General features: G+C 62.3%; 29 protein-coding genes. 16 read left to right on the forward strand and 13 right to left on the reverse strand.

Annotated features, from left to right (window positions below; translation table 11 throughout):
• Positions 1-53: 53 nt before the first annotated feature.
• Positions 54-386 (reverse strand): hypothetical protein, encoded by a 333-nt coding sequence (locus DVK01_RS09785; protein WP_101349470.1) that lies wholly within the window; start codon positions 384-386, stop codon positions 54-56.
• Between the two features lie 134 nt (positions 387-520).
• Entirely contained in the window at positions 521-1,480 is a 960-nt protein-coding gene (locus tag DVK01_RS09790) for a transcription initiation factor IIB family protein (protein WP_004518753.1), read from the reverse strand.
• 265 nt (positions 1,481-1,745) lie between these two features.
• Here DVK01_RS09790 and DVK01_RS09795 point away from each other — a divergent pair, with 265 nt between their 5' ends.
• Together DVK01_RS09795 and DVK01_RS09800 are read left to right on the forward strand one after the other, a co-directional pair.
• Positions 1,746-2,270 carry a hypothetical protein gene (locus tag DVK01_RS09795; RefSeq protein WP_101349471.1) on the forward strand — a complete coding sequence of 175 codons (525 nt, stop codon included), beginning with the start codon at positions 1,746-1,748 and terminating at the stop codon, positions 2,268-2,270.
• The gene (locus DVK01_RS09800) at positions 2,267-2,992 is read left to right on the forward strand and encodes an RNA methyltransferase (RefSeq protein WP_101349472.1); all 726 of its coding nucleotides are present in this window, start codon (positions 2,267-2,269) and stop codon (positions 2,990-2,992) included. Before DVK01_RS09795 ends, DVK01_RS09800 begins: the two co-directional genes overlap by 4 nt.
• A gap of 3 nt (positions 2,993-2,995) precedes the next feature.
• Here DVK01_RS09800 and DVK01_RS09805 read toward each other — a convergent pair whose 3' ends face one another.
• Entirely contained in the window at positions 2,996-5,470 is a 2,475-nt protein-coding gene (locus tag DVK01_RS09805) for a bacterio-opsin activator domain-containing protein (protein ID WP_121536511.1), read from the reverse strand.
• Positions 5,471-5,769: 299 nt separating this feature from the next.
• Here DVK01_RS09805 and DVK01_RS09810 point away from each other — a divergent pair, with 299 nt between their 5' ends.
• Positions 5,770-6,258: an HTH domain-containing protein gene (locus tag DVK01_RS09810; protein ID WP_101349474.1), complete on the forward strand. Its 489-nt coding sequence runs from the start codon at positions 5,770-5,772 to the stop codon at positions 6,256-6,258.
• 61 nt (positions 6,259-6,319) lie between these two features.
• Positions 6,320-6,739 carry a hypothetical protein gene (locus tag DVK01_RS09815; protein WP_101349475.1) on the forward strand — a complete coding sequence of 140 codons (420 nt, stop codon included), beginning with the start codon at positions 6,320-6,322 and terminating at the stop codon, positions 6,737-6,739.
• Here the strand turns inward: DVK01_RS09815 and gatE are convergent.
• Positions 6,736-8,607: a Glu-tRNA(Gln) amidotransferase subunit GatE gene (gene gatE / locus DVK01_RS09820; protein ID WP_101349476.1), complete on the reverse strand. Its 1,872-nt coding sequence runs from the start codon at positions 8,605-8,607 to the stop codon at positions 6,736-6,738. The two genes, DVK01_RS09815 and gatE, sit on opposite strands and share 4 nt — an antisense overlap.
• A gap of 88 nt (positions 8,608-8,695) precedes the next feature.
• Here gatE and DVK01_RS09825 point away from each other — a divergent pair, with 88 nt between their 5' ends.
• Entirely contained in the window at positions 8,696-9,490 is a 795-nt protein-coding gene (locus tag DVK01_RS09825) for a hypothetical protein (protein WP_101349477.1), read from the forward strand.
• Between the two features lie 33 nt (positions 9,491-9,523).
• On the opposite strand, the gene DVK01_RS09830 is transcribed toward DVK01_RS09825, so the two are convergent.
• Positions 9,524-9,820: a hypothetical protein gene (locus tag DVK01_RS09830; RefSeq protein ID WP_101349478.1), complete on the reverse strand. Its 297-nt coding sequence runs from the start codon at positions 9,818-9,820 to the stop codon at positions 9,524-9,526.
• A gap of 157 nt (positions 9,821-9,977) precedes the next feature.
• Here DVK01_RS09830 and DVK01_RS09835 point away from each other — a divergent pair, with 157 nt between their 5' ends.
• Positions 9,978-10,481: a GNAT family N-acetyltransferase gene (locus tag DVK01_RS09835; RefSeq protein WP_101349479.1), complete on the forward strand. Its 504-nt coding sequence runs from the start codon at positions 9,978-9,980 to the stop codon at positions 10,479-10,481.
• 113 nt (positions 10,482-10,594) lie between these two features.
• On the opposite strand, the gene DVK01_RS09840 is transcribed toward DVK01_RS09835, so the two are convergent.
• Complete coding sequence (locus tag DVK01_RS09840; protein WP_101349480.1) at positions 10,595-12,001, reverse strand: class II fumarate hydratase; 1,407 nt, start codon at positions 11,999-12,001, stop codon at positions 10,595-10,597.
• Positions 12,002-12,271: 270 nt separating this feature from the next.
• On the opposite strand from DVK01_RS09840, the gene DVK01_RS21590 reads away from it, so the two are divergent.
• Genes DVK01_RS21590 through DVK01_RS09855 form a run of 4 tightly spaced genes read left to right on the forward strand, consistent with a single transcriptional unit; the run spans position 12,272 to position 15,713 of the window.
• A complete protein-coding gene (locus tag DVK01_RS21590; protein ID WP_147435160.1) occupies positions 12,272-12,559 on the forward strand; it encodes a hypothetical protein in 288 nt (95 codons plus the stop codon).
• Between the two features lie 6 nt (positions 12,560-12,565).
• Positions 12,566-13,630: a carbohydrate ABC transporter permease gene (locus tag DVK01_RS09845; protein WP_121511063.1), complete on the forward strand. Its 1,065-nt coding sequence runs from the start codon at positions 12,566-12,568 to the stop codon at positions 13,628-13,630.
• The gene (locus tag DVK01_RS09850) at positions 13,627-14,556 is read left to right on the forward strand and encodes a carbohydrate ABC transporter permease (protein WP_101349482.1); all 930 of its coding nucleotides are present in this window, start codon (positions 13,627-13,629) and stop codon (positions 14,554-14,556) included. Before DVK01_RS09845 ends, DVK01_RS09850 begins: the two co-directional genes overlap by 4 nt.
• Before the next feature lie 17 nt (positions 14,557-14,573).
• Positions 14,574-15,713 carry an ABC transporter ATP-binding protein gene (locus DVK01_RS09855; RefSeq protein ID WP_121536513.1) on the forward strand — a complete coding sequence of 380 codons (1,140 nt, stop codon included), beginning with the start codon at positions 14,574-14,576 and terminating at the stop codon, positions 15,711-15,713.
• A gap of 58 nt (positions 15,714-15,771) precedes the next feature.
• Here the strand turns inward: DVK01_RS09855 and fen are convergent, their stop codons facing one another.
• Together fen and DVK01_RS09865 are read right to left on the reverse strand one after the other, a co-directional pair.
• Positions 15,772-16,752, reverse strand: coding sequence for a flap endonuclease-1 (gene fen, locus DVK01_RS09860; protein ID WP_121536515.1), 981 nt, complete (start codon positions 16,750-16,752; stop codon positions 15,772-15,774).
• 80 nt (positions 16,753-16,832) lie between these two features.
• On the reverse strand, positions 16,833-17,381 hold the full coding sequence (locus DVK01_RS09865) for a GNAT family N-acetyltransferase (RefSeq protein ID WP_121536517.1): 549 nt from the start codon (positions 17,379-17,381) through the stop codon (positions 16,833-16,835).
• Positions 17,382-17,492: 111 nt separating this feature from the next.
• On the opposite strand from DVK01_RS09865, the gene DVK01_RS09870 reads away from it, so the two are divergent.
• Positions 17,493-17,906, forward strand: a complete 414-nt coding sequence (locus DVK01_RS09870) for a DUF3054 domain-containing protein (protein ID WP_101349486.1) — start codon at positions 17,493-17,495, stop codon at positions 17,904-17,906.
• A gap of 34 nt (positions 17,907-17,940) precedes the next feature.
• Here the strand turns inward: DVK01_RS09870 and DVK01_RS22205 are convergent, their stop codons facing one another.
• Positions 17,941-18,108, reverse strand: a complete 168-nt coding sequence (locus DVK01_RS22205; protein ID WP_170083836.1) for a hypothetical protein — start codon at positions 18,106-18,108, stop codon at positions 17,941-17,943.
• Between the two features lie 476 nt (positions 18,109-18,584).
• On the opposite strand from DVK01_RS22205, the gene DVK01_RS09875 reads away from it, so the two are divergent.
• Positions 18,585-18,818: a hypothetical protein gene (locus DVK01_RS09875; RefSeq protein WP_121536519.1), complete on the forward strand. Its 234-nt coding sequence runs from the start codon at positions 18,585-18,587 to the stop codon at positions 18,816-18,818.
• A gap of 116 nt (positions 18,819-18,934) precedes the next feature.
• Positions 18,935-19,942, forward strand: a complete 1,008-nt coding sequence (locus tag DVK01_RS09880) for an ornithine cyclodeaminase family protein (protein WP_121536521.1) — start codon at positions 18,935-18,937, stop codon at positions 19,940-19,942.
• A gap of 12 nt (positions 19,943-19,954) precedes the next feature.
• On the opposite strand, the gene DVK01_RS09885 is transcribed toward DVK01_RS09880, so the two are convergent.
• The 3 genes from DVK01_RS09885 to srp19 all read right to left on the reverse strand — a co-directional run bounded on the left by DVK01_RS09885 (position 19,955) and on the right by srp19 (position 21,616).
• Positions 19,955-21,049: a presenilin family intramembrane aspartyl protease PSH gene (locus DVK01_RS09885; protein ID WP_121536523.1), complete on the reverse strand. Its 1,095-nt coding sequence runs from the start codon at positions 21,047-21,049 to the stop codon at positions 19,955-19,957.
• A 64-nt stretch (positions 21,050-21,113) separates the two neighbouring features.
• Complete coding sequence (locus DVK01_RS09890; RefSeq protein ID WP_101349490.1) at positions 21,114-21,341, reverse strand: H/ACA ribonucleoprotein complex subunit GAR1; 228 nt, start codon at positions 21,339-21,341, stop codon at positions 21,114-21,116.
• Positions 21,338-21,616: a signal recognition particle subunit SRP19 gene (gene srp19 / locus DVK01_RS09895; protein WP_101349491.1), complete on the reverse strand. Its 279-nt coding sequence runs from the start codon at positions 21,614-21,616 to the stop codon at positions 21,338-21,340. The genes DVK01_RS09890 and srp19 overlap by 4 nt, the downstream gene beginning before the upstream one ends.
• 121 nt (positions 21,617-21,737) lie before the next feature.
• Here srp19 and DVK01_RS09900 point away from each other — a divergent pair, with 121 nt between their 5' ends.
• On the forward strand, positions 21,738-22,511 hold the full coding sequence (locus DVK01_RS09900; protein WP_101349492.1) for a CAP domain-containing protein: 774 nt from the start codon (positions 21,738-21,740) through the stop codon (positions 22,509-22,511).
• 879 nt (positions 22,512-23,390) lie between these two features.
• Here DVK01_RS09900 and coxB read toward each other — a convergent pair.
• Positions 23,391-24,152: a cytochrome c oxidase subunit II gene (gene coxB, locus DVK01_RS09905; RefSeq protein WP_053966110.1), complete on the reverse strand. Its 762-nt coding sequence runs from the start codon at positions 24,150-24,152 to the stop codon at positions 23,391-23,393.
• Positions 24,153-24,294: 142 nt separating this feature from the next.
• Here coxB and DVK01_RS09910 point away from each other — a divergent pair, with 142 nt between their 5' ends.
• Complete coding sequence (locus DVK01_RS09910; RefSeq protein ID WP_121536525.1) at positions 24,295-25,686, forward strand: heme o synthase; 1,392 nt, start codon at positions 24,295-24,297, stop codon at positions 25,684-25,686.
• Positions 25,683-26,384, forward strand: coding sequence for an ABC transporter ATP-binding protein (locus DVK01_RS09915; protein ID WP_101349494.1), 702 nt, complete (start codon positions 25,683-25,685; stop codon positions 26,382-26,384). Before DVK01_RS09910 ends, DVK01_RS09915 begins: the two co-directional genes overlap by 4 nt.
• The last annotated feature ends 12 nt before the right edge of the window (positions 26,385-26,396 follow it).

A 26,396-nucleotide genomic window follows, 5' to 3' on the forward strand; every position in this document is an offset into this window, starting at 1 on the left:
GTTCTGCGAGAGAGTCACTCTACGTCGTTGTAGCGCCTCAGAGTGGGTGCCAGTCAGGATTGCTCCTCACTGACGGTCCCGCTGGTCTCTGTGTCGTCAGTCGCGCCGGCGACCTCGGTCTCGTCTACGGTAGCAAGTGCGTCTGGAAGCCGGTCTTGGATCAGCCAGAACGTCAGCCGGTAGACGCCGTACCCGAGCAGGACGAACAGCACGAGGTCGATAAGATACAACTCGACGAATTCGAGGAGCGAAATATCGCTGAGCGCGAGGTTGCCGGACAGGATGAGAAACTCAAGTGTCGCGAGGACAAACAGCGCGGGTGCAAAGAGGATCACCAGCCCGATGACGAGGAGTGCGATCCGTTTCTGCGAGGGGGAAACAGGCATACCGACAGTTCGCTGCCCAGACAGATAGCTCTACACGTTCCGTGCTACTGTACCGACTGCCTGTGCCGTGCTACAGCTGGCAGTACCGTACGAACAGCGGAAGCGAGACCATCGAGTGAACAGAGCGCGGCCAGTCAGTGGATGCCCATCGCTTCGATCTGCTCCTGATACCGGTTCCGGATGGTGACCTCCGTCACCTGGGCCACGTCGGCGACCTCGCGCTGGGTCTTCTTCTCGTTACAGAGCAGCGAGGCGGCGTAGATGGCCGCAGCAGCGTAGCCGGTAGGTGATTTCCCCGAGAGCAGGCCCTGCTCGGCGGTAGTGTCGATGATTTCGTTGGCCTTCGACTGGACCTCCTCTGAGAGTTCCAGCTCGGACGCAAACCGCGGGACGTACTGCTTGGGGTCGACCGGCTCCATCTTCAGTTCGAGTTCCTGGGCAACGTACCGATAGGTCCGCCCGATCTCCTTCTGCTCGACCCGGGAAACGTCCGACACCTCTTCTAAGCTGCGTGGGATGCCTTCCTGACGACAGGCCGCGTACAGGCAGGCGGTGGCGACGCCCTCGATGGAGCGTCCGCGGATGAGGTCCTCGTTGAGCGCGCGCCGGTAGATGACCGAAGCGACCTCCCGAACCGAGCGAGGAACGCCGAGTGCGCTGGCCATTCGGTCGATTTCCGACAGCGCGAACTGCAGGTTCCGCTCGCCGGCGTCTTTGGTCCGGATGCGTTCCTGCCACTTCCGGAGGCGGTGCATCTGGCTCCGCTTCTCTGAGGAGAGCGACCGACCGTAGGCGTCCTTGTCCTTCCAGTCGATCTGTGTGGTCAGCCCCTTATCGTGCATCGTCTGGGTCGTGGGGGCTCCGACGCGTGACTTGGACTGGCGTTCAGAGTGATTGAATGCCCGCCACTCCGGCCCGCGGTCGATGTTCTCGTCTTCGATGACCAGGCCACAGTCCTCGCAGACGAGCTCTCCACCGCCGTCGCTAGATATGGACTCCGACTCACACTCTGGGCAGGTCTGCTGGCCCGTGCTCTCGGACTCCTCCTCGCGTTCCTCCTGTTCAGAATCCCGCTGGCGCGTCGGCCGTTCCATGTGTTCTTTTACGGAGAAAAGCCAATCACGTATAAATGTTTGGGCGGGCTTGATACTTTTGCCTGATTTGGACGCCGATTGCGAATGCTAGGTCGAATAATTATGTTAAATTTACCTAGAACTGTCTACGTTTCGAGTCACCACAGCGTGTAACCGGTTCGGGCACCCGTCTCACACCCCGGGGCTACGATGAAGCGCGGACGGGCCGGCACTGTTCGTCCGACACATCGCGCTCTTTTAGTCTGGGACTCTCCCATCTTGAGATATGGGCAAAGTCAATATCGGGCTTCGGGGCTGGCGTTTCGACGAGGACGTGCTCGGGTCGGACGGACGGGTCCGGCCGCTCAAGACGATGGAACCGGAGACCCGACAACGGTTGCTGGTGCTCGCAGAACGGGTCGTCGACCCCTGTGACGCCTGCTGGCTGATTCACGGTGACGAAGACATCGAACAGTGCAACGTCGCGGACGCGATTTACGGCGAGCCGATGGGCGAGGTGGTTGTCTGCTCGGACCACGAGACAGACTTCATCTACTGGTTCCGCGAGGCGGGTGGCGAGACCTACGCCGGCGATACTGAGCTGGCCTCGGCCTTCCACGAGTGGTTCCTCGACGGGAATCGCGCCCCGGAGGGGTACGTCGGCCTCGAACACGTCGATGAGGAGCCGACAGCGCTGCCGGAGGCCCCCGACAGGGACGAAGCGATTCCGGGGCTCGAAGAGGAGGTCAAGCAGATGGACGAAGCGGACCTCGACACAATCGACATGGACCTCAGCGACCTGGACGTATGATATCTGTCGCTGTCGTCGACGCGGAGACGCCGGGCAACGTCGGCACCATCGCCCGCTCGATGAAGAACTTCGGCCTCTCAGAGCTGTTGCTCGTTGACCCACCGGAGCTAGACCCGGACGGCGAGGCGTACGGCTTCGCCGGGCAAGCCCGTGACGACATTCTGCCGAACGCCCGGACAGTGACGTTTGACGACATCGTCGAGAACTACCACACTGTCGCCTGCACGGCGACGACGAACGAGGACCCGGCCAACCACGTCCGGTATCCGGCGACGACCCCGGCCGACTTGGCTGACTCGCTCCGGGATGTCGAAGGAGACATCTGTGTCGTCTTCGGTCGCGAGCGTGTCGGACTCTCCAACGACGAACTCGCACAGCTGGATGTTATCTGCTCTATCCCGGCCAGCGCGTCGTATCCGGTGTTGAACCTCGGGCAGGCGGCCACCATCGTTCTCTACGAACTCCGCGAACTGACTGTCGACGCGAACCAGCACCCCGAGGAACTGCACACCCTCGCCGAGACGCCGGCCGTCGAGGGACTACACGAGGAGTTCGACCGGTTCCTGCGGGCTATCGGCCACCCCAGAGAAAAACAGCACAAAGCCCGCCGGCTGTTCCGTCGGGTACTCGGGCGTGCGCAACCGACCGGTCGGGAGACGAAGACGCTCCGGGGCCTGTTTCGGCAGGCCCGGCAGCGAATCGAGCGTGCCGAAGACGACTAATCTTCAGTCGAGTGTCTCGGGGCCGCTTCCGGAGTCAAACAGCGCCCCGATGACGGCGTCGTGGGCTTTCCGCAACCGGTAGTGCAGGGTCGGCGCAGAGATGTCGAGCGTCTCGGCCAGTTCCTCCGCGGCGCTCCCTCGCGGCCAGTCGTAGTAGCCGCGTGCGTAGGCGGTTTTGAGCGCGGCGGCCTGTTTTGGCGTCAGCCGGTCGCGTATCCGTGTCCGGAAGTCCGTCACCGTCGAGACCGGCTGGTCGACGTACTGCTTGCTCCGGAGCTCCGTCCCGGGCGTTACCTCTTGGACCGCTTCAACGACGGCGCGGACGTTGATATCCGGTGCCATCTCTGCTGTGAACTGCAGGTCGCCGTCCGCCGCCACGGCCTGCCGCACCGCCCCGCCGTAATCTATGAGAGTGTCAAGCGGCGATGCGGATATCTTGTCGAGCGTGACTTCAAGCAGGGGCGCTCGGTTCTCCGACGCAGTCTCGACGACGGCACAGGATTCGACCGACGGCAGCCCAGTGAGCGCCTGGCTCACCTGGTCAGTGCCGACCCCGCTGACGCGAACGTAGTGGAGGCTGCGTCCGGAACTGGTCGGGACGCGCCGTTCGAGTGTGAACGAACAGTCAAGCATCGCGGAGAGGCTGGCGAAGATGTCGTCGGAATCTGGCGTCAGGAACTCTAGCTCGACGGTCGTCGCCGACTGCAGCGACTGCTGACTGTGGACGCGCTGGATGGACAGTGCGATAAGCCGCCCCAGATCGCCAAGGATGTCCGACTCACGACAGCCAATCGTGGTGTCGGTCGATGCGTACACCATCAGGACGCCGTACGTGGTCTGGCCAGTTGTCAGGGGAACTGCCGCGACGGAGCAGTGGGCTGCGATTAGCGGGCGGTCCATCTCGGTGTCCGACTGGGTCGACACGTCGGCGATGTCCGCAACGACCTGTACCTCACCGGTCTCGATAGCATCTATGGCAAGACTGTGCTCGCCGGGCGAAATCTGCTCCGGCGTCGCCGTGGCAATCCCAGCGGCGGCACCCAGTGTTATCTGGGTTGCACTCCCGCGGCTTCCGGCCCACACGGCCTGGTACAGGTCTGATTCAGTGAGGTGTGCACACACCGCCGATTCGATCTCCTCGCGCGTCTGTGTGTCCTGTAGCGCTTTCGCAATTTCTCGACCCAGTACGTTGAGCCGCTGTGCCTGTCTGAGTTCGTCACGCTGGCGTTCGAGTTCGGCCTCGCGGTCTTTGTGAGCGGTGATGTCCCGAGCGACGAAGATGACAGTATCGAGGTCGTACGCGCGACTTTGCAGCGGTGCAACCCGCGCTTCGAACCATCGCTTGTCACCGGGAGTCTGCAGTCTGTACTCCACGGACTGAAACGACCCGGTCCGCAAGGCTACACGAACAGTCGCCAGTAGCGAATCAGCGGTGTCGCGGGGAAGAAACTCGTGTAGCGTCTGGCCGACAAGCGTGTCCGTCTCATCTACCTTCAGCATCGTCTCGGGGTCGGTCAGACAGTCGAGAAATCGCCCCTCCGCGTCGATAATGTAACTGGGGTCCGGAAGGGCGATGTTCAATGCATCGCGCTGTTCCGCGTGGCGCTGTCGTTCGAGTTCGTAGCCCGCCCAGTCGGAGAGCAACCGGACGAACGTCAGGTCCCACTGCGTGTACGGCGCCGCGCGCGGCTCCAGTCCGTAAAAGCAGAACGTCCCGTACACGGCCCCGTCAACGACGACGGGCGCGCCAATGTAGTTCTCAATGCCCCACTCCGAGTCAGCGAGCGCCGGGGCGTCCGCTGCAACATCGCCGATAGCGAGCGGTTCGCGGTGTTCGACGACGTGTCTGCAGTTCGGGAGTGTCTCGATGCTGGTTGTTCTGCCGGCTTCGAGGTCGGCAGACGACGGTGTAGTGACTGCTTCGAACACGTACTCGTCGCCGTGGACCCGGGAGAGGGTCCCGAACGGCGAACCGAGCGTTTCACAGCCGAGTTCTAACAGCGCGTCGAGCTGGTCAGTGAACGTCCGGTCCGAGTCGGTACAGACCTCGTAGGCCGATTCGAGGGCCAACTCCCGCTGTTTCCGGGCTGTGATGTCGATATGTGCGATGGACGCAAACGTCGCACCGTCGATAGTGAACGGAGCGGCGTACAACCGGAACCACCGTTTCGCCGACTCAGTGTGACACGGGTATTCAAGTTCGAACGAGGCCTGCTCGCCAGCGAGGACGGCCCTGATGCCGTCCGCCGCCTGTTGCCCGGTCGTATCGTCGGCCGTGTCAGCAACGTCGAGATAGTTCCTGCCGAGCGTACTCGGCGTCAGCCCTGTTCCGTTTGCCCGACCAAACTCGTGCCACGTCTCGTTCGTCGAGAGGATCACCCCGGACGAATCTACAATCGCAAACATGAGCGGCAGTGTATCGATGGCTGGCCCGTACAGGGCAGGGATATCGTGGCCATCCACGACACTTGGAACCATGCATCAACTGTAGCGGCGAGCTACTTAACGCCCGGTGTCTAGTTAGATTGTTAATATTTCTTCCGAACACATGCACGCGATGAATACATCTCGAATAACGGTCTATCGGGCTACGAAAAGCCGTAACTGAATTCCGACCTGACAGAGAAAGTACCACATATTCATATACTAACTACTAATCGAGTGGCCCGGATATATCAGCCATGGTTCGGGTTTGCTCCGATTTATTCTAGGGGCCTAGAGAGAGTACTTAGGACAGTTACCGCTGTAGCGATCCACAGGATACGCACTACCTCACTATGGATTCCACTGTCAATCCTGTTCGCGTCGAACTGTTCTTCCGGTCCCTGTGTCCGGAAGACGCAAGACAACACCAGCACTACGTGCTCGACCGGTTACAGGCTCTCGAAAGCGCTGGCCGTATCGAGGACCTGTCGATACTGATCTGGGGACGCCGGATCGAACCACGACTCGCACAGCGGACTGCGGAGGGCCGACACCTGCTGGAGCGCCTTTCGATGTTCGAACAGTGGGAGCGCGACTCCGATGCCTCGCTTGACGCCTTCGACTGGCAGCACCCGGTGACGAACATGGTTTCCGACGAGTCGGTCAATGTCATCACGCTGCCGACGCTTGCCCTCGCTGAATACGCTGACGGAGACCTCCAGCACGTCGCACCCTGCACGCGAGATGGAACGGTCCACCGCGTCGTCGACCGTGTCAACGCCCTCGCGGATACCGGAGACGTTGCCGACGACCGTGAGCACGAGCGTACCGTGGCCCAATAGCATTCGAACCACTCCAAACCTGACACGATACCTGTCCCCATCCAGTTCCATACCAGACAAAATGAATACGAAACAAACCGAGATTCCCGACTCGCTTCCGCTGGACGACCGACTGTCGCTCCTGTCGTCGCACTATCGGCGATACCTTCTGTACGGGCTGTCACAGTACACGACACCGGTTTCACTGGCTGTGCTCGCGGACACGGTGACCGAGTTCGAACACGGAACACCGGCTAAACAGTACCGCGACGAGCGGCTCACGATTTACACGGCACTCTATCACAACCACCTTCCGCGGCTGGTCGATGCCGGTGTCGTCCAGTACAACCAGTCGGAAGATATCGTCGATATCGGGCCGAACGCGCCGGCTCTCGTTCCGCTGCTCGAATCGACACTCGAGCACGACCTGTCGGCAAGCGGTAACGGACTGACCTCGAACGCCGTCGATATCGACTCCTTGCAGCCCGAGCGAAGCAATTAAGCCCGCTTCTGTATCTCCGAACGCAACACGTCGCTCACCGTATCGCCGTCAGCTTTGCCGCGGAGTGCGCCCATGCACTCGCCCATCAGCGCCGAGAACGCGCCCATTCCCTCCTCAGCGACCTGGTCTTCGTGACGCTCGACGACATCGACAACGGCGTCCCGGACCTCCGACTCGTCGACGCCGCCCAGTCCCTCCTGTTCGACGGCTTCCTCGGCCGTCAGCGACGGGTCCTCGGCGAGCGCCGTCAGCAGGTCCTCGATGCCCTCTCGGGGCACGTCACCGCCGTCGACCAGCAGAATCGCCTCTCGAAGGTGCTCGTCGGTGAGGTTCTCAACGGGCACGTCGTCGCGACGGAGTTCGGTCAGCGTCGACTCCAGCGTGCCGGCGGCCAGCGTCGGGTCGACACCCTCACCCTCGACCAGCGCCTCGAACAGCGGCCATCGCTGGCCGTAGGCGACCTGCTCGGCGAGGCCGGAGCCGAGGTCGAACTCGCTTTCGTACCGGTCGACCTTCTCGGTGAGCAGTTCCGGCGTCTCGACTTCGGTTACGTCGGGCTCGACCGGGGGCACGTCTGTCTCGGGGTACATCCGCGCCGCGCCCGGGAGCGGGCGGAGGTACCGCGACGTGGCGTCCTCGTTCGCATCTCGCGTTTCTTCGGGGACGCCTTCGAGCGCGGTTTCGGCTCGCTCGGCAACGGCGTCGATGGCCAGCTCGGCGGTTTCTGGGTCGTCGGCGACGATGGCGACGGCGTCCTCGGGACCCGCGCCGACGGCGTCCCGCAGGGCCTCGACCTCTGCCTCGGTGACGCCGTAGGCCGGGAGTTCGTCGGTGTGGAAGATGCCGCCCGCGCCGTGGCGCTTGGCGTGGTCGGACAGTTCTGTCCCGAGCCGCCGGTCGGGTTGAATCTCGCGGCCGACGAGGCCGTCAAAGCCCGAAAGCAGGAGGCCCTGTACCTCGCCGCCCGAGGAGAGTGCGCCCTCGATAACGCCTGAGTCCGTATCCTCGAACACGTCGGTCACGTCCTGTGGCTCACCCACCGAAGCGTCGCGCGCAGTGAGTTTCTCGGCGATATCCAGCAGTTCGACCTGCCGGCGGACCTCGTTGCGGACGAGGTCGTCGATGTCGTCGAGGCTCTGGACGCCCTTCAGTTCGATGCGCGCGCCCTCGGCGATGGAGACGTTCACGTCCTGGCGGATGGTCCCGAGGCCGCGCTTGACCTTCCCGGTCGATCGGAGCAACATCCCGATACGCTCGGCGGCCTCGCGGGCCTGTTCGGGCGAACTGATGTCCGGCTTGGTCCCGATTTCGACCAGCGGGATGCCCAGGCGGTCCAGGGAGAAGCGCACGCCGTCGTCGGTCTCCTCGACGCGCTGGCAGGACTCTTCCTCCAGCAGTATGTCCTCGATGCCGACCGGGCCGGCGCTCGTCTCGATGGCTCCGTCGTTGGCGACCAGCATCGAGCGCTGGAACCCCGTGGTGTTCGAGCCGTCGACGACGATTTTCCGCATGACGTTCACCTGGTCGACGACGGACATATCCAGTAGCTGGGCGATTTCGAGCGTCGTCTCCATCGCCTCACGGTCGACGCGGTGGGGTGGCTCGTCGTCCTCCTCGACGAGGCAGGTCGTGTCATAGGCTAGGTACTCGAATTCGCGGTCGACCATGCTCTCTTCTAGCGCCGCCTCGTCTATCTCCCCGAGTTCGCTCTTGGTCGGGTGCAGATAGCGGGTAAAGGAGCGCTCGCTCTCCTCGGGTTCGCGGGTCGTCGTCGGACAGTCACAGAACAGTTTCGTCGCGGTGTCGAGTTGCTGGTGGATCTCCAAGCCGGCGACAAGCCCCAGCTCCTCGTAGTCGTACTCAGTCATTGTCGGGGTGTCCGGGACCGGGGGCCAAAAAACGCACCCTTCCCGCGCTCGCCGCCGCGCTTTTGACCGTGTCTCCCTCACTGTCAGTATGCGCTGGCTGTCGACAGCTGCGGTGACTGTCCTGCTCCTGACAGCCGGCTGTAACGCCTTTGTCGATGCTGACAACGCCGACCGGCCCACTGTCACGCCGGCCCCGGTTCCGACTGCGGCGGAGTCGGACACGGTACCGACGCTGGACCCGCCGCCCGGCGTGACTACCGACCGGCTCGAAAACATCGCCCTCTTGGCGGCGGCTCATCGGCAGGCGGTCAACGGCACTACATACACGCTGAACGAACGCTACAGCGAGTTCAGGATCGGGAACGACAGCAGTTCCGTCCGGCGCGCCGAAACTGTGACCGTCGAATCGCCAACGCGGTACCGCGACGAACTGGTCAGGATGACGACCGACTCGAACGCGACTGTCGAGCGGTACGAACAGTCGACCTACGCCGACGGCACCAACTGGTATGAACGCCGTGACAACGGCACTGTTGAACGCCAGCGCGGTGAGGTGCAGTTCAGCCGAGACAAGTACGCCTACCGGACAGCATTCTACCTGAACCGCTACGCGGTGGTCAACCAGAGTACCACGACCGTCGTCACGCGGGACGGCAGCCGAGCCTACCGGATTCGTGGGTCCGGCGGCGATATTCCGGCGACCGAACAGCTGACGGAGTTTCGTGTCGAACTGCTGGTCGAGCCTGCCGGCCTCGTCCGCCGATTCAGCGTCTGGTACCGAACCGAAGATCGCATTGTCGAATACAGCTTCTGGTACGAGGACATCGGCGAGACGACAGTGCAGCGGCCGACGTGGCTCAACGAATCGACGCCAGCGAACTGAGTGCGGACAGCACCCGACACCACAGCCCAGCGGCTACAGACGGTCTGTCTCGGTTCGAACTTCGTCAGTTCCGGACGTGCTCCCGGCCCGGTCGTCGTAGTACTTCCGGCCGATGAAGTCGTCGTCCAGATTCCCGACCAGAGAGTTGTACAGCCCCTCTGGGGACTGGTAGGTGGCCTCGCTGGTCCGGGCCAATACTTCACTCATTTCGACCGAGTCGCCGTTCTGGGCGACCAGTTCGACGTCGCCGAGTTGCTGAACGACAGCGGCGTGGTCAGCGGGGAACTCACAGGCCTGGTCGAACAGCTGCAACGTTTCGGAGTAACGCATTTGTCCCACAGTTCAGAATCTCCAATCAAAAAATATTATGAATACATATGTCCAGCACCCGGTTTTGCCGACCATACCCAGTCGGTGAGGCAAGACCTGCTATCTCGCACCACTTGACGCGGGAAAACATTTCACAGACTATGACATACGTTTTCACATGACAATCAGACTGGCAACTCCGGACGATGTAACGGCCATCAATCAGGTCGCGACAGCGGCCTGGAAGACGGATTACCCGGATATCCTCACCCGCGAGACGGCCGAGGACGGCGTTCGAGACTGGTATTCGACCGAACAGATCGAATCGGAACTGGTCGAATCGCAAACCATCCTGCTGGTCGCAGAGCGCGAAGAGCGCGTCGTCGGGTTCGCACACGCGACGTGGCACGAAACCGACCGTGCGGGGTATATTCTCCGGCTGTACGTCCATCCCGACTACAGGCGCGAGGGAATCGGCCGGTCGCTGCTAGAACGGACCTGCGAGGAGCTGTTCGAGCACGACATCGAGCGGGTCAACGCGATGGTGCTCACGGCGAACGAGCCGGGAGCCGAGTTCTACGAGGGATTCGGGTTCGAGTTCGCCGACCAAAGCGAAACCGAGATCGGCGGCGAGCGCTACCCCGAGAGCCGCTACGTCCTCGACGACGAGTCCCACGTATAGACATCGGTCGCGGTGGCCCGATGCTGGTTCCCAGCCGTTCGCGTTATCGAGGGCCGCTCCCTCCGGTTGCGCCGCTCGCATTTTCGAGGAAGCTCCCTACGGTCGCTTCCTCGCTACTCGTCGCCGAGGATACCACGCTTCGTCATCTTCTCGGGGTCGAGCACGTCGTCGACCTCGTCCTCGTCGAGATAGCCCTCTTCCAGAACAACCTCGCGGATGGTCTTCTCCTCGGCGAGTGCTTTCTTCGCGACCTTGCTCGCCTTGTCGTAGCCGATGGCAGGGTTGAGCGCCGTCGCCAGCGCCATGCTCTGTTCGACGCGCTCGGCGCAGTGGTCGGCGTCGGCCTCGAGCTTGGCGACGAACTTCTCGCCGAACACCGCGCTGCTGTTGGCGATGAGCTTGGCCGACTGCAGGAAGTTCGATGCCAGCACGGGCTTGTAGAGGTTCAGGTCTATCTGGCCCTCGGCCGCGCCGGCCGAGACGGCTGCGTCGTTGCCGACGACCTGTTTGTGGACCTGATTGACCGCCTCAGCGACGACGGGGTTGATCTTCCCGGGCATAATCGAGGAACCGGGCTGGTTCTCCGGCTGGTCGATCTCGCCGAGGCCGTTACGCGGGCCGGAGGCGAGCAGTCGGAGGTCGTTGGCGATCTTGTTCAGCGAGCCGGCGACCGTCCGGAGCGCACCGTGGGCTTCGGACATTGCGTCGTGGGCGGCCTGGGCCTCGAAGTGGTTGTCCGCTTCGCGGAACTCCAGCCCGGTTTCCTCGCTGATGTACTCGGCGGCCTTCGCCGGGAACTCGGGATGCGTGTTCAGCCCGGTCCCGACCGCGGTCCCACCGAGCGCGAGCTCGGAGAGGCGACCGTGAACGTCTTGAACGCGGGAGATGCCTTTCTCTACCTGCGTGCGGTAGCCGGAGAACTCCTGACCGAGCGTCACCGGGGTCGCATCCTGCAGGTGGGTCCGGCCGGTCTTGACGACGTTCTCGAACTCGTCTTCCTTGGCTTTGAGTTCGTCGCGCAGCGTCTTCAGGCCGGGAATTACGTCTTTCTCGACCGCCTCCAGCGAGGCGACGTGCATCGCCGTCGGAATCACGTCGTTGCTGGACTGGCCGAAGTTGACGTGGTCGTTCGGGTGAATCTCGCGGGTCCCGATGTCGCCGCCGTACAGTTCGGTGGCGCGGTTCGAGATGACCTCGTTGGCGTTCATGTTCGAGGACGTGCCCGACCCGGTCTGGAACACGTCGACGGGGAACTGGTCGTCGTGCTCGCCGGCGATGACCTCGTCGGCGGCTTCAACGATACAGTCCGCTTTGTCCTCCGGAATCGTTCCGAGGTCGCGGTTCGCCTGTGCGGCCGCCTTCTTCACGACGCCGAGGGCGCGGATGAACCGCCGCCCGAAAGTAACGTCGCTGATTGGGAAGTTCTCGACGGCGCGCTGGGTCTGGGCCCCCCAGTACGCGTCGGCTGGCACCTGCATCTCACCGAGGCTATCCTGCTCTGTCCGGTACTCGTCGGTCATACGTCCGGGGGGTGGTCCGCCCGGTCGTAAAACCCACCGGTACGAGTCGGGACAGCACTCGGTACAGCCCCGTAACCGCCGGGACAGTCACTCACGGGCTGCACCGAGTCCCTAGTCAGCCAGCAGAGACCGTGGGGTTCAGAACTCAGGACTTGGATAAACGTGTATTATCATTCGGAAATATTAAGTAGAATCTCTCTCCACTTACCATGAGTTCGACGCCACAGAGACGTTCATGACCGATGCCCCACGACATCCGGTGACTGCAGTGTGTTGCTGCCGTCGTCGGCTGTCGGGGCCAATGGGACACCGACGGACGTGACCCTCGCGATCGCTCGCAGCCGGTGTACCCGCCGCGTTGCAACTGCTCGCCCGTCCGGCACGACGACGGGATGGCACACCCGTCACCCAGCGTACCCACGTCGGCCGCCAGCCTGTGTTGGTGCGACAGGCTGTGCGGATCGCGTGGTTTCCGCGCGTGCTGGCTGGCGAGCCTATGTGACTGACGACACATCCGTCGGGACGATGGACGGCGAACTCACGTCGGCGAACCACTGACAAACCATGCGCGAGATACTCAGTAGACTCCTCGCCACCGGGGGTCGGCTCCGGTCGGCGGTATCGAGAGACGAATCGGACGGCGATCAACTGGCAACAGACGGCGGAGCGACGGTGAAAACGACCCGGAGAGACTCGATCCGGAACTCACTGCCGGTCGAGTGGGAACTCATCGAATCCGCCCCGTTCTGGCTGCCGCCAGTCCTGTTTGCGGGCTTTTTCGTCTACGGCGCTATCGCCTGGAACTTCCTCCTGTCGCTGACTGACTACAACGGTCTTGGCGGTGCGCAGTACGAGACTTTCGACTTCAGCATGTACAGCCGTCTGCTGAGCGATGGGGCGTTCTGGCAGGCGGCACAGAACACGGTAGTGTTGCTTGTCGTGTTCACCGTCCTCTGTCTGGCGCTTGGCCTGTTCGTGGCCATCCTCATCGATCAGCAGATACGTTTCGAGAATACGTTCCGGACCATCTACCTGCTCCCGATGAGCCTCTCGTTCGTCGTCACGGCGACGATGTGGGCGTGGGTGTACAACGCCCGCAACGGCGTGCTCAATCAGTTCCTCCGGTTGTTCAACCTCGAAGGAGCCATCGTGGGACTGCTCCGCCCGGCCGGGGTCAACGCCGAGGTTATTCAGTGGCTCTCCTGGAACACGACCGCGCTGGCGGCGGTCATCTTCGCGCTCATCTGGCAGTTCAGCGGCTACGCGATGGTCGTCTTCCTCGCTGGCCTCCGAGCGATTCCGACCGAACACTACGAGGCTGCGCGGGTCGACGGCGCGTCCACAGTGCGGCTGTATGCACGGGTAATCATCCCGCAACTCCGCGCCTCCGCCGTGTCTGCGTCAGTGGTGCTGATGGTGTTTGCGCTGAAAGCGTTCGACTTCATCTACGCGCTCCGTGGCTCACAGCCGGGGGCGAATATGGACATTCTGGCGACGATGATGTATCGGGTCGCGTTCGACAGCCTGCAGTGGGCGTACGGGTCCGCCGTCGCTATCGTGCTGTTTGCTCTCGCACTGCTGGTCATCGGACCGTACCTCTACAGCGAATACCGACGGGGTGAACTATGAGCATTAGAGACGGAGGTTTCATCGACGAACTCCGAAGTACAGAGAATAGCCGTCTCGGCCTGTATGCCCTCCTGCTGGCGGGCATCGTCTTCTACCTCTTCCCGGTGGAGACGGCCGTGATGACGATGTTCAAGACCGAGAGCGCGTTCGCCCGAACGCTCCCGTTCGCGCCGCCGGGCGGTGACGGCTTCACACTCAGTGCGCTCGCCACTGCCTGGAACACGCTTCGGCCGGGACTGCTGAACTCGCTGCTGATGGCGATTCCCGCGACGCTCATGTCGGCGCTGCTCGGGAGCCTGACTGCGTACGGACTGACGACGATTAGCTGGCGCGGCCAGGTCGGCGTGGTCGTCCTCATCATCGCGGGCATCTTCATCCCCTATCAGGCCGTGCTGGTCCCGCTGTCACAGTTTTGGTTCCAGGTGCTTCCGGGGCTGCTCAACGGCTTCGTCAACACCGTCTTTGGCTTCATCACGGGCGGTAACTGGCAGTATCCGAGCCGTAACGGGTACGTACAGCTGCTGCAGCTGTCGATCACACACGCGGCGTACGGTATTCCGATCTGTACGCTGCTGTTCCGGTCGTACTATCAGACCATCTCCGACGAGATGATTGAGGCCGCTCGCCTCGACGGCGCGAGCGCGTTCAGCATCTACCGCAACATCATCCTCCCGCTGTCGCTGCCGATGTTCGCGGTGACGCTCATCTACCAGTTCACGCAGGTGTACAACGACCTGTTGTTCGCGCTCGTACTCGTCAACGAACCGGCTTCGCAGGTGGCGACCCAGCGCCTCGCGGCGCTCACTGGCGGGGTCGTCCAGTCGTTTAACACCACGATGGCAGGGGCCATCGTCGCAGCACTTCCGACGCTGCTCGTCTACATCCTGTTCGGCGAACAGTTCGCGAAAGGCGTCGCTGGAGAATAATCACGGAGACATTCACAATGGCACAACTCACACTGGACGAGGTAACGAAGACGTTCCAAGACGACGACGGCGAAATCATCGCGGTTGATGAGGTATCGGTCGACATCGAGGACGGCGAGTTCCTCTGTGTCGTCGGTCCATCTGGCTGCGGGAAATCGACGACGCTGCGGATGATTGCCGGGCTCGAAGACATCACGCGCGGCGAGATCCGGCTGGACGGCCAGATCATCAACGACCAGCCGCCGGCCCGCCGGAACGTGGCGATGGTGTTCCAGTCCTACGCCCTGTACCCCCACATGACCGTGCGGGAGAACATGGCGTTCGGGCTGGAGGAATCGACGGACATGCCTGACGACGAGATCAACGAGCGCGTCGAGCAGGCGTGTAAGGACATGGATATCTTCGACCTCATCGACCGCAAGCCCGGCGAACTCTCGGGCGGCCAGCAACAGCGCGTGGCGCTGGGCCGCGCGATTGTCCGGGACCCCGAAGTGTTCCTGATGGACGAGCCGCTGGCGAATCTTGACGCGAAGCTCAAAGCCGAGATGCGGACCGAACTGCAGGAGCTCCAGCACGACCTCGACGTGACGACGGTGTACGTCACCCACGACCAGACGGAGGCGATGACGATGAGCGATCGCATCGCCATCCTCAACGACGGCGTCCTCCAGCAGTGTGCGACGCCCCTGGAGTGTTACCACGAGCCGAACAACCTCTTCGTCGCCGGCTTCATCGGCGAGCCGTCGATGAACTTCTTCCCGATGACGCTGGAGGGGTCGACGCTCAAAGGCGAGTGGTTCGAGTACGAACTCAGCGACGAGACGGTCGCTCAGGTGGAAGGAACGACTGACATCACGCTCGGCATCCGACCCGAAGACATCGAGTTCGTTCAGAGCGACGCCGGTCCGAACGTGTTCGACTCGACGGTCCACGTCGTCGAGCCACGCGGGAACGAGAACACGGCCCACCTGCAGTTCGACGAGTCGATGGACGACCAGTTCATCGCGACGGTCGGTGGAATGAAACAGCTCAAGGCCGGCCAGCGCGTCAAAGTCCGGTTCCCCGAGAACGCGATTCACCTCTTCGACACGGCCAGCGGCGAGGCCATCCGGAACCGCACGCTCGACGAGATCGAAACGGTCGAATCGGTCGTCTGAACTGAAATCGTCCGGAGTCGTTTTTAGTGCGCTACTGGTCGGCCGTGGCTTTTCGCTGTCACGCCCACCGGTCCAGCCCGGTCTGGACGACCGAGTCGTCGATGCGCTCGAACCCGCGGGCGACCTCGTCGGCGTCGACCTCCCACTGCTCGGTGACGAACGCGCGGGCGGCGTCGATGTCCGGGTCGAGGCTGTCCGGAATCTCGTAGTCGTCGGTGACGGCGGGGTCGAGAAACAGGTCCCGGATGCGGTCGGCGTGGTCGATGTGGTCGCCGCGGGCGTCCAGCACGGCGTAGAGGTCGCCGTGCTCGCGGAGTTCCTTGACCGCAGTCTTCGGTCCGATGCCGGAGATGCCCTCGTTGAAGTCCGTCCCCATCAGGATGGCGGCGTCGACCAGTTGCTCCCAGGTGAGGTCGTGGGTTTCGAGCGTGGCCTCGAAGTCCATCAGCTCGGGGTCACCCTTCGACGTAATCTGGCGGAGTGTCATCGGCGCACCGAAGAGCAGGGCGTCGTAGTCCTCGGTCCCGACGTAGTCCACGTCGCCCCGCCGGGCCATCACCGACGCCTGCCCCTCGCCTTCCGCCGGAGCGTCGACAATCGGGACATCGAGTAGCGCAAGCAGGTCCCGCGTCGTATCGACGATAGTGTCGGTCAGTCGCTGGGTTCGCGAGTCGAGCTTGGCGACACGGGTGCTGTCACCCGCTTCGCGGGCCGCTTCGAGTTCGGACTCGTACCGCTCTCGCTGTTCGCGGCGCTTCTCGACCTCATCGTCTTTGAGATCGGTGACTGCCCCGTCGAAGACGAACACCGGCGTCATGTCGTGTTCGAAGAACTTCGGCAGGCCCTGAACGACGCCGATGAGGTTTGCCACCTCCTCGCCGTCGCTGGTGGTGTATTTCGACTCACTGGTGAACTTCACTGTCGTCGTCAGATAGCGATAGAGCCAGTTGTGGGCGTCCACCGCAACGACGCTCCCGCCGAGGTCGCCGAACGACACGTCCGACAGCGCCGCAAGCGACCGTAAATCAGCGTTTCCCATTGACTGGCCTTCGGCCGACAGCCGCTTGAATCTCCCGGAGATGGGACGACTCCAAGCCGAGATGATACGGGTCGAGCGGCTCAGTCAGTCCGTGCGGCCGACCGGTCGGCCCAGTCATCGAGGATAGACGGCGGGTCGGCGTCGGCCTTCGCCGCGAGGAACGACTCCTCCTCCGGAGAGAGGTCGCGCTCGCGGAACAGGTCAAGCCCGGCCTGATACCGACCGGTACTGCGGTTGCCCGGCCAGACGAGGTCGAGTTCGGCCATCCCCGACTCCGCGCCGCTGAAGCAGAACCCGGCCCGGTAGGCGGCCTGATACGAAAAGGGGTTGTTGACGCCGATAGACACCCGTTCGAAACCTCGGTCCGTGGCCCGTTCCCGGACGAACCGGAGGAGACGGGCACCGAGCCGGTCCCCCTGCCGGTCCTGCCGAACGGTGATGTACCGGACACAGAGCGTGTCGGGGTCCGTCCGGTCGGCATCGAACGCAGCCGCGGCCACGACCCCATCGTCTCCGACGACGGCCTTTCCGGTCGAAGTCATCACGAACTTCCCCGCGTACGCGAACTGCTCGTGGTCCAGTCGGAGTCGGTGCCCGTCCTCGGGCCAACTGAGCAGTGTGAACTCCATGGTACAACTGAACGGCCCGCCCAGTGTAATCAGTACTGGTCCCTATTCCAGGGAACCAGCCGCCGTCGTCGAATCCGGGAGAGCGAAGTGTCCGGAGCCGGAACGTCCTGTATGAGCGTCTCGACGGTGGGGAACGGTCGTATCGAACTGTCCACTCGGACGGCACTGCTCGCTGTCGGCGACCTGCTGGCGATTGCCGTGTTCGTCGGCGTGGGCGAGGTGACCCACGGTATCAATCCGATACTCAATCCCGGTCGGTTCGCCGGGACGCTGACGCCCTTTTATATCGGCTGGCTCATCGTCGCGGGATTTGGGGGACTGTACACCGCCGCCGCAACCGCGACGGTTCGAACCGCTCTCGGGCGCACTATCGTGGGGTGGACGCTGGCAGTTGGGATCGCACAGGGCCTTCGGTCAACGGCGCTGTTCCCCGGTAATGCGGCGCTGACATTCGCACTCGTATCCGTGCTCGTCGGTGGCGTGCTGCTGGTGCTCTGGCGGGGCGCGATTGCAATCGCAAAATAAGGGCTCGCAGCGGAGATGCGGTGCCGATGACGGACTATCGCAGGTCGGCGACTTCAAGCGACTCTGTCGACTGGATCCATGCTTGGTGGTTCTCTCGGTCGTAAATTACGAATTCCTCGTCCCCGATGTTCAGTTCGGCGTATCGTCGTTCTTCGTCGTCGGTCGCGGCGTCCGTCGTGTTGTCCGTTGCGTTCGTGCTCATTGTCTCGTTTGGAATCGGTGTTCCGTTTTTCTCCGATTTAACGTATCCTTGCGTACCTAATAAGCACATGGACCCAGTTATCATCGGAGAAAATAGGCGGCATTATCACGGCACTAATCCGCTAATCTAGTTCTCAAATTCTGAAAAAAGGCGTGTAGGTGGGTTTTATCCCGAGAAACAGATAGCTGGTACAACGGTTACTGTATACTGGTTCGTAGCCACTTAGTTTCGTTTTTGTGTGAAGATACCACTGGCAGACTGTGGCCGCGGACTAGCGATACCTGCCCGCTTTGTCCTTATATTGTGAACCGTACACAGGAATTATAATACATATACTTTCCCCTGCTATCCCACTCATAACTTATGAGATTGTTACCTGACGGGTACTGAGTAAATTTGTAGGGGCCATTGTGTGCATTATCCCGTGTTTTAGGGAAACATTCATATACTCCGCTGCCCTAAAATAGCTTATACTTATGACGGGTTATTACGACATCATTCTCGGGCTCATTCCGCTCGCCATGGCTGGCATCACTGCCTCTCTGCTCGTTGCCGGCTTCGAACTGACGACGGCGATTCCGATGGCGTCTGTCGTAACAGTTGGCCTCATCGGCCATGCGATGTTCGTCCGTGCCCCCGTCGACCCGGTCTCAAGCGACGCGTCGACCCAGCAAGGCGCGCAGTCAGACCCGCTACAGACAGCGGATTAGACGGCACCCCGTCGATAACTTCTCCTGTTTTTGATAGACATCCGCTGACCGTGCGCCGCTCGAACAGATTGGTCACCGCCGGACAGTATAAGAGTCGGTCGCCCAAACGACGGAGTATGACAACAGATGCGACAGCGCTGTTCCTGCAGAGCGACGAGGTTGCCGACCTCGCTGAACCCGCCGAGTACGTCGATGTCGTCCGGGAGGGGTACCGCCAGCGTGGCGACGGTGCCCCGGCGACGCCCAGAACAACGCTGTTTTCGGACGAACCCGCCGGTATGTTGACGGGCTATCTCGCGATTCTCCCCGACACCGGTGCGATGGGTGGGTACACCTACGCGGCCGGCTTCAACGGACGGGATGCACACTTTACGCTCCCGATCTTCGACGCCGACAGCGGCGACCCGCTTGCTGTCCTTGACGGTGCAAGTATGAACCCTCACAAGACCGGCGCAGCCGGGGCCGTCGGTGTCGACGCACTGGCCCGCCGCGACGCCAGCGACCTCGCGGTCATCGGCAGCGGTGCACAGGCCCGCGGCCAAGTCCGTGCGACAGCGACGGTCCGCGACTTCGACCGCATCGAGGTGTACTCGCCGACGGCCAGTAACCGGGAGTCCTTCGCCGCGGAAATGAACGACGCGCTGGACCCGACAGTGGCGGCCGTCGCGTCCCCGGCCGCAGCAATCGAAGGGGCCGATGTCGTCATCACGGCAACCAACGCGAGCGAACCAGTGTTCGACGGCGACCTGCTCGAACCGGGAACCCACGTGACTGCGATGGGCCAGTATCACCCCGAAAAGAACGAACTTGACGCGACGACAATCGAACGCGCCACGTACGTTCCGGACTTGCGCGAACGGGTGACACAGGATGCCGGGTCGTTCATCAACGCCCTCGACGCGGGAGTTGTCGACGAAGACCACGTCCATGCTGAACTCGGTGACATCGTTGCCGGAAACGCGCACGGGCGGCAGTCACCTGAGGAGATTACAGTCTTCGACTCCGGTGGTACAGCCATCGAAACCGTCGCTGCCGGTCATCTGCTGTACGAGCGGGCGAAGGCAGAGGGCCGAGGCGAGGAGATCGAATTCGCACCTGCGAGCAAAGCCCTGACCGGTCGGTAACAGTCGCAGGACTTAGAGGTACGGACCAAGTCCGAGAGCGTCGACCAGACTGATGCCGGCGGCGAGTGCGCCGATGACGTAGCCGGCGATAGTTCCACCGTTCAACAGCGGGAGGCCTGCGTGTGCGCGCCCTTTCAGCACCATCCACAGCAGTATCGTCAGGCCGACGTAGGACCCGACCATCGCGGTCAGCGCCGGTAGCGGGATGCCAAGTACCGTCAGTACGTCCGACGAGGCGAAGAACGCGGCGCTGGCGACGAGTATCGACGGGATGATGGCGTCACCGAGACCGATAAACAGCGCGTCGCGCTCCAGCGGGTCGGCGTGACCGTCGGCACTCTCGTCTGCTTCGTCGGGATGTTCCGCCGGCTGGCTCCCATCCGCAACTGCTGGACTATCCGCGCCGGCCCCGGACTCCGCGGTCGCCGGCCCCCCGGCCGTATCGTCCGCCGTTTGGGACCCGTCACTCGTCTCGTCTTCTGCCATCGGGTCCGGTGTCGTTGCGTCGAGATAGGAGTACGACAGCGTCATCGGAATGACGAGGACAACGGGGACCCTGAGGTCCATAACGCCCGAGGCCAGCGTGAGCATGTGCTCAGTCCCGTAGACGCTGATCGCATCGTACACTGCGAGAACAGTTAGCAGGACGAGCGCTGGCAACACCCCGAAACTGATACCGAACAGGCCGGCGGCGCCGGCCCCCATCACCGCACCGGCACCGTCAATGACGTACCACTCGGGATAGACCAGCAGCGCCGTCCCCAGGCCCAGCGCTAACAGGCCGGCAACGACGTTGATGCCGCCGAAGGTGACCACCGGTGGCACCAGCACCTGAAACACGTACAGAGAGAGCCAGGCTGCAGAGAAGATGATAAGCCCGCGGATAAGCTGGTCCACGTCGTAGCGGAAGGCAAGCAACATAACGGCCGTCGCGACCAGAATCGCCCCGATGTACATGAGGCTGTTCGTGGGGTCAGACGGGTCTTCGACGGCCTGGTAACCGGCCGATTCGAAGGGCTGGACCAGCGCCAGCGCACCGAGCTGGACGAACAGGAAGATACCAGCGATGAGGCCACAACCGCCGAGGATTCGCCACCGTCGCTCCATGCACACACGTCCTGCAGGAACCGGTTTGAGCGTTACGAAGCAGGTGTGGACAGGTCAGAAAATATCACCTCGCGTACAGGACCGTACCGACCAGCGCTGGAAGATGTACGCCATCGTTCGGCGAAACTGCGAGATACGGGCGTTCGACCGGACCGAACACGTCGACAACGGAGCCAACGGCCTGGAGTTCCTCGTCGACCACGTCGGTTCCAACGGATGCGTACTCGTCGTCAGGTGCCCGGACGACGGCCAGCCCCTGTGCGACCCGCGAAACGGTGCCGAGACGCTTCATTCACGGAGCGCCTGCATGTAGGCTGCCACAGCCCCGAGCAGGTCGCTTTTCGTCGCATCGTCCGCGTCCTTAACGACGACTCGCCCGCGGGCCTCGTACTCCCGTGGATACGCCTTGTCTCGCTCGATGACCGCGTCGTACCCGACCTGCTGGACAGCTTTCGCGATCTCGTCGACAGTCGGCTCCTCGACGGCCAAATCCAGTGCCACACGACGCCCGTCGCTTCGCGAACGGTTGGCGTCAAGCGCCGCCGGCCAGATAACGTTCTCGACCATACCGGCAGTGGCCGCCCGTGGCATATATGGGTTATCGTCACCGCCGACAGCGGGAAGGTGATAATTGAATGAAATATATGAAGAATCAAGCTTACATACCTCTGTAATCTACCCGTGGCATATGGTAAAGAAAGGGTTACTCGCTATTGCTGCCGTGGTGCTCCTCGTGGCTCTAGGGACAGGCGTTCTTATCGGAGCACAGTTTGCAGGCGGGACAGCGGACACACCGACACAGACAACGGATTCACAGAGCGATACCGGGGGTAGTAATGGCGGTAGTTCAACGGCGACGGCGACAGCCGGTAACAGTACGACGCCGACAGCAACGCCGGAATCAAATGGGACACTGACCGAGACAGCGACCCCACAGCAGGAGTCGATCCCGGCACGGGAGTTCAACGAACAGAACGTCTCGAGCTACATCCGGCAGTTCCTCAACGAGGAACGCGAAGCCGCGGGTGTCCCACCGTTCGAATCTGGGCTTCGGACCGAAAACGACCTCAATGAGATGGCAAAGAACCACAGCAAGCAGATGGCCATCGAAGGGAAGGCAATCCACAAGGTTGACGGTGTCTCCAGTAAGGACCGATACGAGAACACCGGCCTCTACGACCGGTGTACGTTCGACTCCGCAGAGGGCGAGTACATAGAGCAACCGGATCGGAACCGGTTTGAGGCGGTTGAGAAGACAGTCGCCGGCCAAACGTACGAGGAGAACGGCGAGGAGCAGTTCCACGCCACCGACAAGGAAGTCGCAAGGCAGATTGTCGATGACTGGATGGCGTGGCCGGACTACCGCGAACGGCTCACGCTCCGCAACGCCAACCTCGTCGGCATCGGCGTGGAGATAACCGACACCGGCAACGTGTACGCGACTGCCAACATCTGCGGATAGAGGCCGGTCTGGACGACCGACGCGGCAATTGTTCTGACCGCCGGGCTGCTCGTGAGTGCTGTCTTGCTGCCACCGTTTCCTCTCTGTTCAGATTCTACGCTTCCGTCCAAATGCAAGCAGTGCCGTCGCTGTCCCGTTGTTCTCTGCGATCGGTTGGGAACTCGCTGGTGGCAGTACTCAATCAGTCTATAGCGTTCCCCGGCATGCTGGCCTCTCATAGCGTGGCTAAACCAGTAGCTGTTCTCCTGCCCCTCACAAGACACTTACACAACCGGTCTCACCAGCTATCATGAATCGCCGACAGTTCCTCTCAATCTCTCTCCGGTTGTGGCGGGTGGACCTTTGACGGTACAACCGAAGACGACTCTTCAGCACCGAAGGCGACAGAAACGCCGAGCAACACCGACACTGAAACCGGGATGCCGCCTTCCGAGGTAGCGACAGCGGAACGCTTACTATCGATGTGTGCCGGATCGAAACTCGTGACAGTCCAAGTCGCAGGTGCTTTTTCGGGCGACGTTGTGCTAATCCGCACCTGCGAAAAAAGGAGGTTTCAATACAGCAAAGCGAATCAGTCCGGACCAACCGCGAGGTAGACACTGAGACCTGTCGAATCAGCCTATCTGCCGACAGCAAGGAAGTAGTCAGTGAGAGGTCACCAGCCACCAAAGCGTGAATCTGACAGCGGACTCAAACGGCGAAGTAACTGAAAGATGGAGCGTTCAGTGACAGAATGGCAGGTCGGCTCAGTCGTCTCTGCCTTCGATTTCGTCTGACCTATATTCACCGTCACCGTGCCGGAAATTCGCGGTTTTTTGGATGAGCGTGATACTCCGTGACTCGGCAGCTCTCGAAACAAAAAGCCGCTCAGTTACCGCGTTACTCGCTGCTGCCTTCGGAGTCGCCGCCGCTCTTTTGTTCTGCCAGCCAGTCCTCGTACTCGTCCTGCGGGACGACCTCAACGGTTCCGAGCATCTGTGAGTGACCCGAGCCGCAGTACTCGGCACAGTAGAGCTGGTATGTGCCGGTATTACTCGCGCTGGTTCGGAGACGGTTGTACTGACCGGGGAACGCATCGGACTTCAGTCCGAGTCCGGGAACGTGGAACGCGTGTAGCCAGTCAGCCGATGTCACGCGCAAGGATACGTCCTGGTTAGCCGGTATCTTCAGGTCCGTTCTAGTGGTCACTTCCGCCTCGCCGTCCCAGCTCGATTCGTTGTAGTAGAACGTCCAGCCGTACCGCTGGGCCTCGACGGTAATGAGCTCAGTGTCCTGTTCCTGCAGTGCAGCCTGATCACCGGCCTCAGCGGTGACGTACGGGCTGGCCATCACCTGATAGGAAGCGACGCCGACGAACAGGAGAATGATTGCCGTCGCGATGGTCCAGGTCACTTCGAGTCGGCGGTTCTCCTGTGTGGGAAGCGCCTCCTCCTGGTTACGGAACCGCCAGACGGTGTAGATCAGAATCCCTTCGACAAGGACCGTAATTGGGATAGCGACGTACAGGAGATTCATGTTCAGCCCCCAGATGAGGCTATCCGTTGTCGAGTCCTGAATCTGTGCGGCGGCGGCCGGCTCGGCGGCGAGTGCGAGCAACGCAGCACCGAACAGAGCGACCAGACCGGCGCGTTTCCGGGTCATGGGTGCGGCTTAGGATTTCGGAGATAAATAACTGCTGTCTTCTCCGCAGCCCCTCGATTTGCAGCAATAGGGAAGCAGCACCGCTCCGGATAGAGACAGCGGAATCGCGAGGTCTAAGTGGCCAGCATCGAAGGATACAATAATGGCAGAGAGCCGGACCTTTACCGGGCTGCTCGCCGCGACCGCTGTCGGCGTGTACTTGTTAGTCCTCGCCGGCGCGACAACAACGCTCACGGACGCGGCAGCAGCCTGTACGACCTGGCCGCTGTGTGACGGACCGGTCGACGTGACGAACACGGCCCTGCTGGTCGCCTGGGGCCACCGACTCGTCGCGGCCGCCGTCGGCCTCCTCGTGGTGGCCGTCGCCGTTATCGGGCTTCGCTCCGGCTGTCGTGGCCGTGTCAGGGCAGCTATCCTCCTCGGCACTGCGCTGTACCCGGTCCAGATTGCGCTGGGAGCTGTCGTCGCGACGAGCACCGAGACGGCACTCCCCGGTGCCCACCTCGCGCTGGGGATGGGCATCTTCAGTTCGTTCGTGCTGGCTCTGGCGTGGCACCTCGAAGCTGAGACGGGCAGTGACGACGAGACTCCGGTGAAGAACCCGACACCTGCGCCGGAACCGACCGGAGGCGAAGCCGCCGGCCGGCCCACGACACTCTCCCTCCGCGAACGCCTCGTCGGGACCGCGTCTGCGTACTTCCGCCTGATGAAGCCCCGGCTGATGTGGCTTCTGTGCTTGGTCGCCGCCGCCGGGATGGCGCTCGCGGCGGGCCAGACGCTCACCGTTCGGACGGTGCTACTCACCCTCGGGGGCGGCGTCCTCTCTATCGGCGCGTCGGGGACGTTCAACCACGTTCTCGAACGCGATATCGACAAGCGGATGGACCGGACCTCGGACCGTCCTATCGCGACCCACCAAGTGCCGGTCCGGAACGCGCTGGCGTTCGGACTCCTCCTGTCGCTCGCCTCGCTGTGGCTGTTCTGGCAGGTGAACGCGCTCGTGGCCCTGCTCGGACTGACCGCGATTGTGTTCTACAGCGTTATCTACACGCTCGTGCTGAAGCCTAACACCGTCCAGAACACTGTCCTTGGCGGGGCTGCGGGTGCACTGCCGGCACTTATCGGCTGGGTCGCCGTCGACGGGTCGGTCGGCCTCCCCGGCGTCGTCCTCGCGGTGGTCATCTTCCTCTGGACGCCGGCGCACTTCTACAATCTCGCGCTCGCGTACAAGGACGACTACGAGGCTGGCGGCTTCCCGATGATGCCGGTCGTCCGCGGCGAGACGGAGACGCGCAAGCACATCGTCTACTATCTCGGAGCGACGCTCATCGCAGCAGGTGTTCTGGGCGTGCTCACGCCGCTGGGCTGGCTGTACGCCGTCACGTCGGTGTTGCTTGGTGCAGTGTTCCTCTGGGCAGTTATCTTGCTCCACCGCGAGCAGACTGAAGCGGCGGCGTTCCGGGCGTTCCATGCGTCGAACGCCTATCTCGGAGCGGTCTTGATAGCCATTGTCATCGATGCACTGGCCCTATGAGCACCACGACAGCGACCCTCCGAGACGCGATACCGGACACGCGCTCGCTGGTCATCTTGGCGGCCGTCTTGAACGCGGAGGTCATCCTCATTCTGGGCTATATCGTCAACACGGCTCAGCCCGCGACGGACCCGTTTCTGCTGGCGTTCCCGTTCATCTGGCTCAACATCGCCGGCCTCGTGTTCCTGCGAGTGCGTCCGGAACTGCCCGGCCGCCGTCGGACGGTCGGCAGTGTAGTTATCGCTCTTGGCTATCTGTTCGTGCTGGGGTACGTCGGCGGCGTGTACGGAACGGGCGGTCAGGGAACCGGTCTCCGACTGGTCACGCAAGCCCCGCCCGGGTTCTCGCCGACGGTGGTGTTCAGCGGCGCGACCCTCAGCGTGGTGCTCATCCCGTGGAAGGTCGCCGGCTACCTGACGCTCTCGTATCTGGTATTCGTGACCGCTGTCGACGCGAGCGGCGGTGCGGTGGGCGGCATCGTCGGTCTCTTTTCCTGTGTCTCCTGTGTCCTCCCGATTATCGCGTCGATACTGGGCGGGTTCGTGGGTGTTGGCGCAACGCTGTCGCAGGCGGCGCTGTCTCAGTCGTATGGGCTCTCGACGGTGGTGTTCGTCACCTCGGTCGGTTTGCTGTACGGCGTCCATCGGTTCGACGTGACGCTCGTCGGGCGACTCCGAACGCTGATCGGCCGACGATAGAGCTTTCAGGCC

It is taken from the genome of Haloarcula sp. Atlit-120R, assembly GCF_003665885.1.
GTDB classification, from domain to species: domain Archaea; phylum Halobacteriota; class Halobacteria; order Halobacteriales; family Haloarculaceae; genus Haloarcula; species Haloarcula taiwanensis.

What these genes read in the sequence shown, in the direction of transcription:
- DVK01_RS09785 (WP_101349470.1), bottom strand. Translation starts at nt 386, where the DNA reads ATGCCTGTTTCCCCCTCGCAGAAACGGATCGCACTCCTCGTCATCGGG.
- DVK01_RS09790 (WP_004518753.1), bottom strand. Translation starts at nt 1,480, where the DNA reads ATGGAACGGCCGACGCGCCAGCGGGATTCTGAACAGGAGGAACGCGAG.
- DVK01_RS09795 (WP_101349471.1), top strand. Translation starts at nt 1,746, where the DNA reads ATGGGCAAAGTCAATATCGGGCTTCGGGGCTGGCGTTTCGACGAGGAC.
- DVK01_RS09800 (WP_101349472.1), top strand. Translation starts at nt 2,267, where the DNA reads ATGATATCTGTCGCTGTCGTCGACGCGGAGACGCCGGGCAACGTCGGC.
- DVK01_RS09805 (WP_121536511.1), bottom strand. Translation starts at nt 5,470, where the DNA reads ATGGTTCCAAGTGTCGTGGATGGCCACGATATCCCTGCCCTGTACGGG.
- DVK01_RS09810 (WP_101349474.1), top strand. Translation starts at nt 5,770, where the DNA reads ATGGATTCCACTGTCAATCCTGTTCGCGTCGAACTGTTCTTCCGGTCC.
- DVK01_RS09815 (WP_101349475.1), top strand. Translation starts at nt 6,320, where the DNA reads ATGAATACGAAACAAACCGAGATTCCCGACTCGCTTCCGCTGGACGAC.
- gatE (WP_101349476.1), bottom strand. Translation starts at nt 8,607, where the DNA reads ATGACTGAGTACGACTACGAGGAGCTGGGGCTTGTCGCCGGCTTGGAG.
- DVK01_RS09825 (WP_101349477.1), top strand. Translation starts at nt 8,696, where the DNA reads ATGCGCTGGCTGTCGACAGCTGCGGTGACTGTCCTGCTCCTGACAGCC.
- DVK01_RS09830 (WP_101349478.1), bottom strand. Translation starts at nt 9,820, where the DNA reads ATGCGTTACTCCGAAACGTTGCAGCTGTTCGACCAGGCCTGTGAGTTC.
- DVK01_RS09835 (WP_101349479.1), top strand. Translation starts at nt 9,978, where the DNA reads ATGACAATCAGACTGGCAACTCCGGACGATGTAACGGCCATCAATCAG.
- DVK01_RS09840 (WP_101349480.1), bottom strand. Translation starts at nt 12,001, where the DNA reads ATGACCGACGAGTACCGGACAGAGCAGGATAGCCTCGGTGAGATGCAG.
- DVK01_RS09845 (WP_121511063.1), top strand. Translation starts at nt 12,566, where the DNA reads ATGCGCGAGATACTCAGTAGACTCCTCGCCACCGGGGGTCGGCTCCGG.
- DVK01_RS09850 (WP_101349482.1), top strand. Translation starts at nt 13,627, where the DNA reads ATGAGCATTAGAGACGGAGGTTTCATCGACGAACTCCGAAGTACAGAG.
- DVK01_RS09855 (WP_121536513.1), top strand. Translation starts at nt 14,574, where the DNA reads ATGGCACAACTCACACTGGACGAGGTAACGAAGACGTTCCAAGACGAC.
- fen (WP_121536515.1), bottom strand. Translation starts at nt 16,752, where the DNA reads ATGGGAAACGCTGATTTACGGTCGCTTGCGGCGCTGTCGGACGTGTCG.
- DVK01_RS09865 (WP_121536517.1), bottom strand. Translation starts at nt 17,381, where the DNA reads ATGGAGTTCACACTGCTCAGTTGGCCCGAGGACGGGCACCGACTCCGA.
- DVK01_RS09870 (WP_101349486.1), top strand. Translation starts at nt 17,493, where the DNA reads ATGAGCGTCTCGACGGTGGGGAACGGTCGTATCGAACTGTCCACTCGG.
- DVK01_RS22205 (WP_170083836.1), bottom strand. Translation starts at nt 18,108, where the DNA reads ATGAGCACGAACGCAACGGACAACACGACGGACGCCGCGACCGACGAC.
- DVK01_RS09875 (WP_121536519.1), top strand. Translation starts at nt 18,585, where the DNA reads ATGACGGGTTATTACGACATCATTCTCGGGCTCATTCCGCTCGCCATG.
- DVK01_RS09880 (WP_121536521.1), top strand. Translation starts at nt 18,935, where the DNA reads ATGACAACAGATGCGACAGCGCTGTTCCTGCAGAGCGACGAGGTTGCC.
- DVK01_RS09885 (WP_121536523.1), bottom strand. Translation starts at nt 21,049, where the DNA reads ATGGAGCGACGGTGGCGAATCCTCGGCGGTTGTGGCCTCATCGCTGGT.
- DVK01_RS09890 (WP_101349490.1), bottom strand. Translation starts at nt 21,341, where the DNA reads ATGAAGCGTCTCGGCACCGTTTCGCGGGTCGCACAGGGGCTGGCCGTC.
- srp19 (WP_101349491.1), bottom strand. Translation starts at nt 21,616, where the DNA reads ATGGTCGAGAACGTTATCTGGCCGGCGGCGCTTGACGCCAACCGTTCG.
- DVK01_RS09900 (WP_101349492.1), top strand. Translation starts at nt 21,738, where the DNA reads ATGGTAAAGAAAGGGTTACTCGCTATTGCTGCCGTGGTGCTCCTCGTG.
- coxB (WP_053966110.1), bottom strand. Translation starts at nt 24,152, where the DNA reads ATGACCCGGAAACGCGCCGGTCTGGTCGCTCTGTTCGGTGCTGCGTTG.
- DVK01_RS09910 (WP_121536525.1), top strand. Translation starts at nt 24,295, where the DNA reads ATGGCAGAGAGCCGGACCTTTACCGGGCTGCTCGCCGCGACCGCTGTC.
- DVK01_RS09915 (WP_101349494.1), top strand. Translation starts at nt 25,683, where the DNA reads ATGAGCACCACGACAGCGACCCTCCGAGACGCGATACCGGACACGCGC.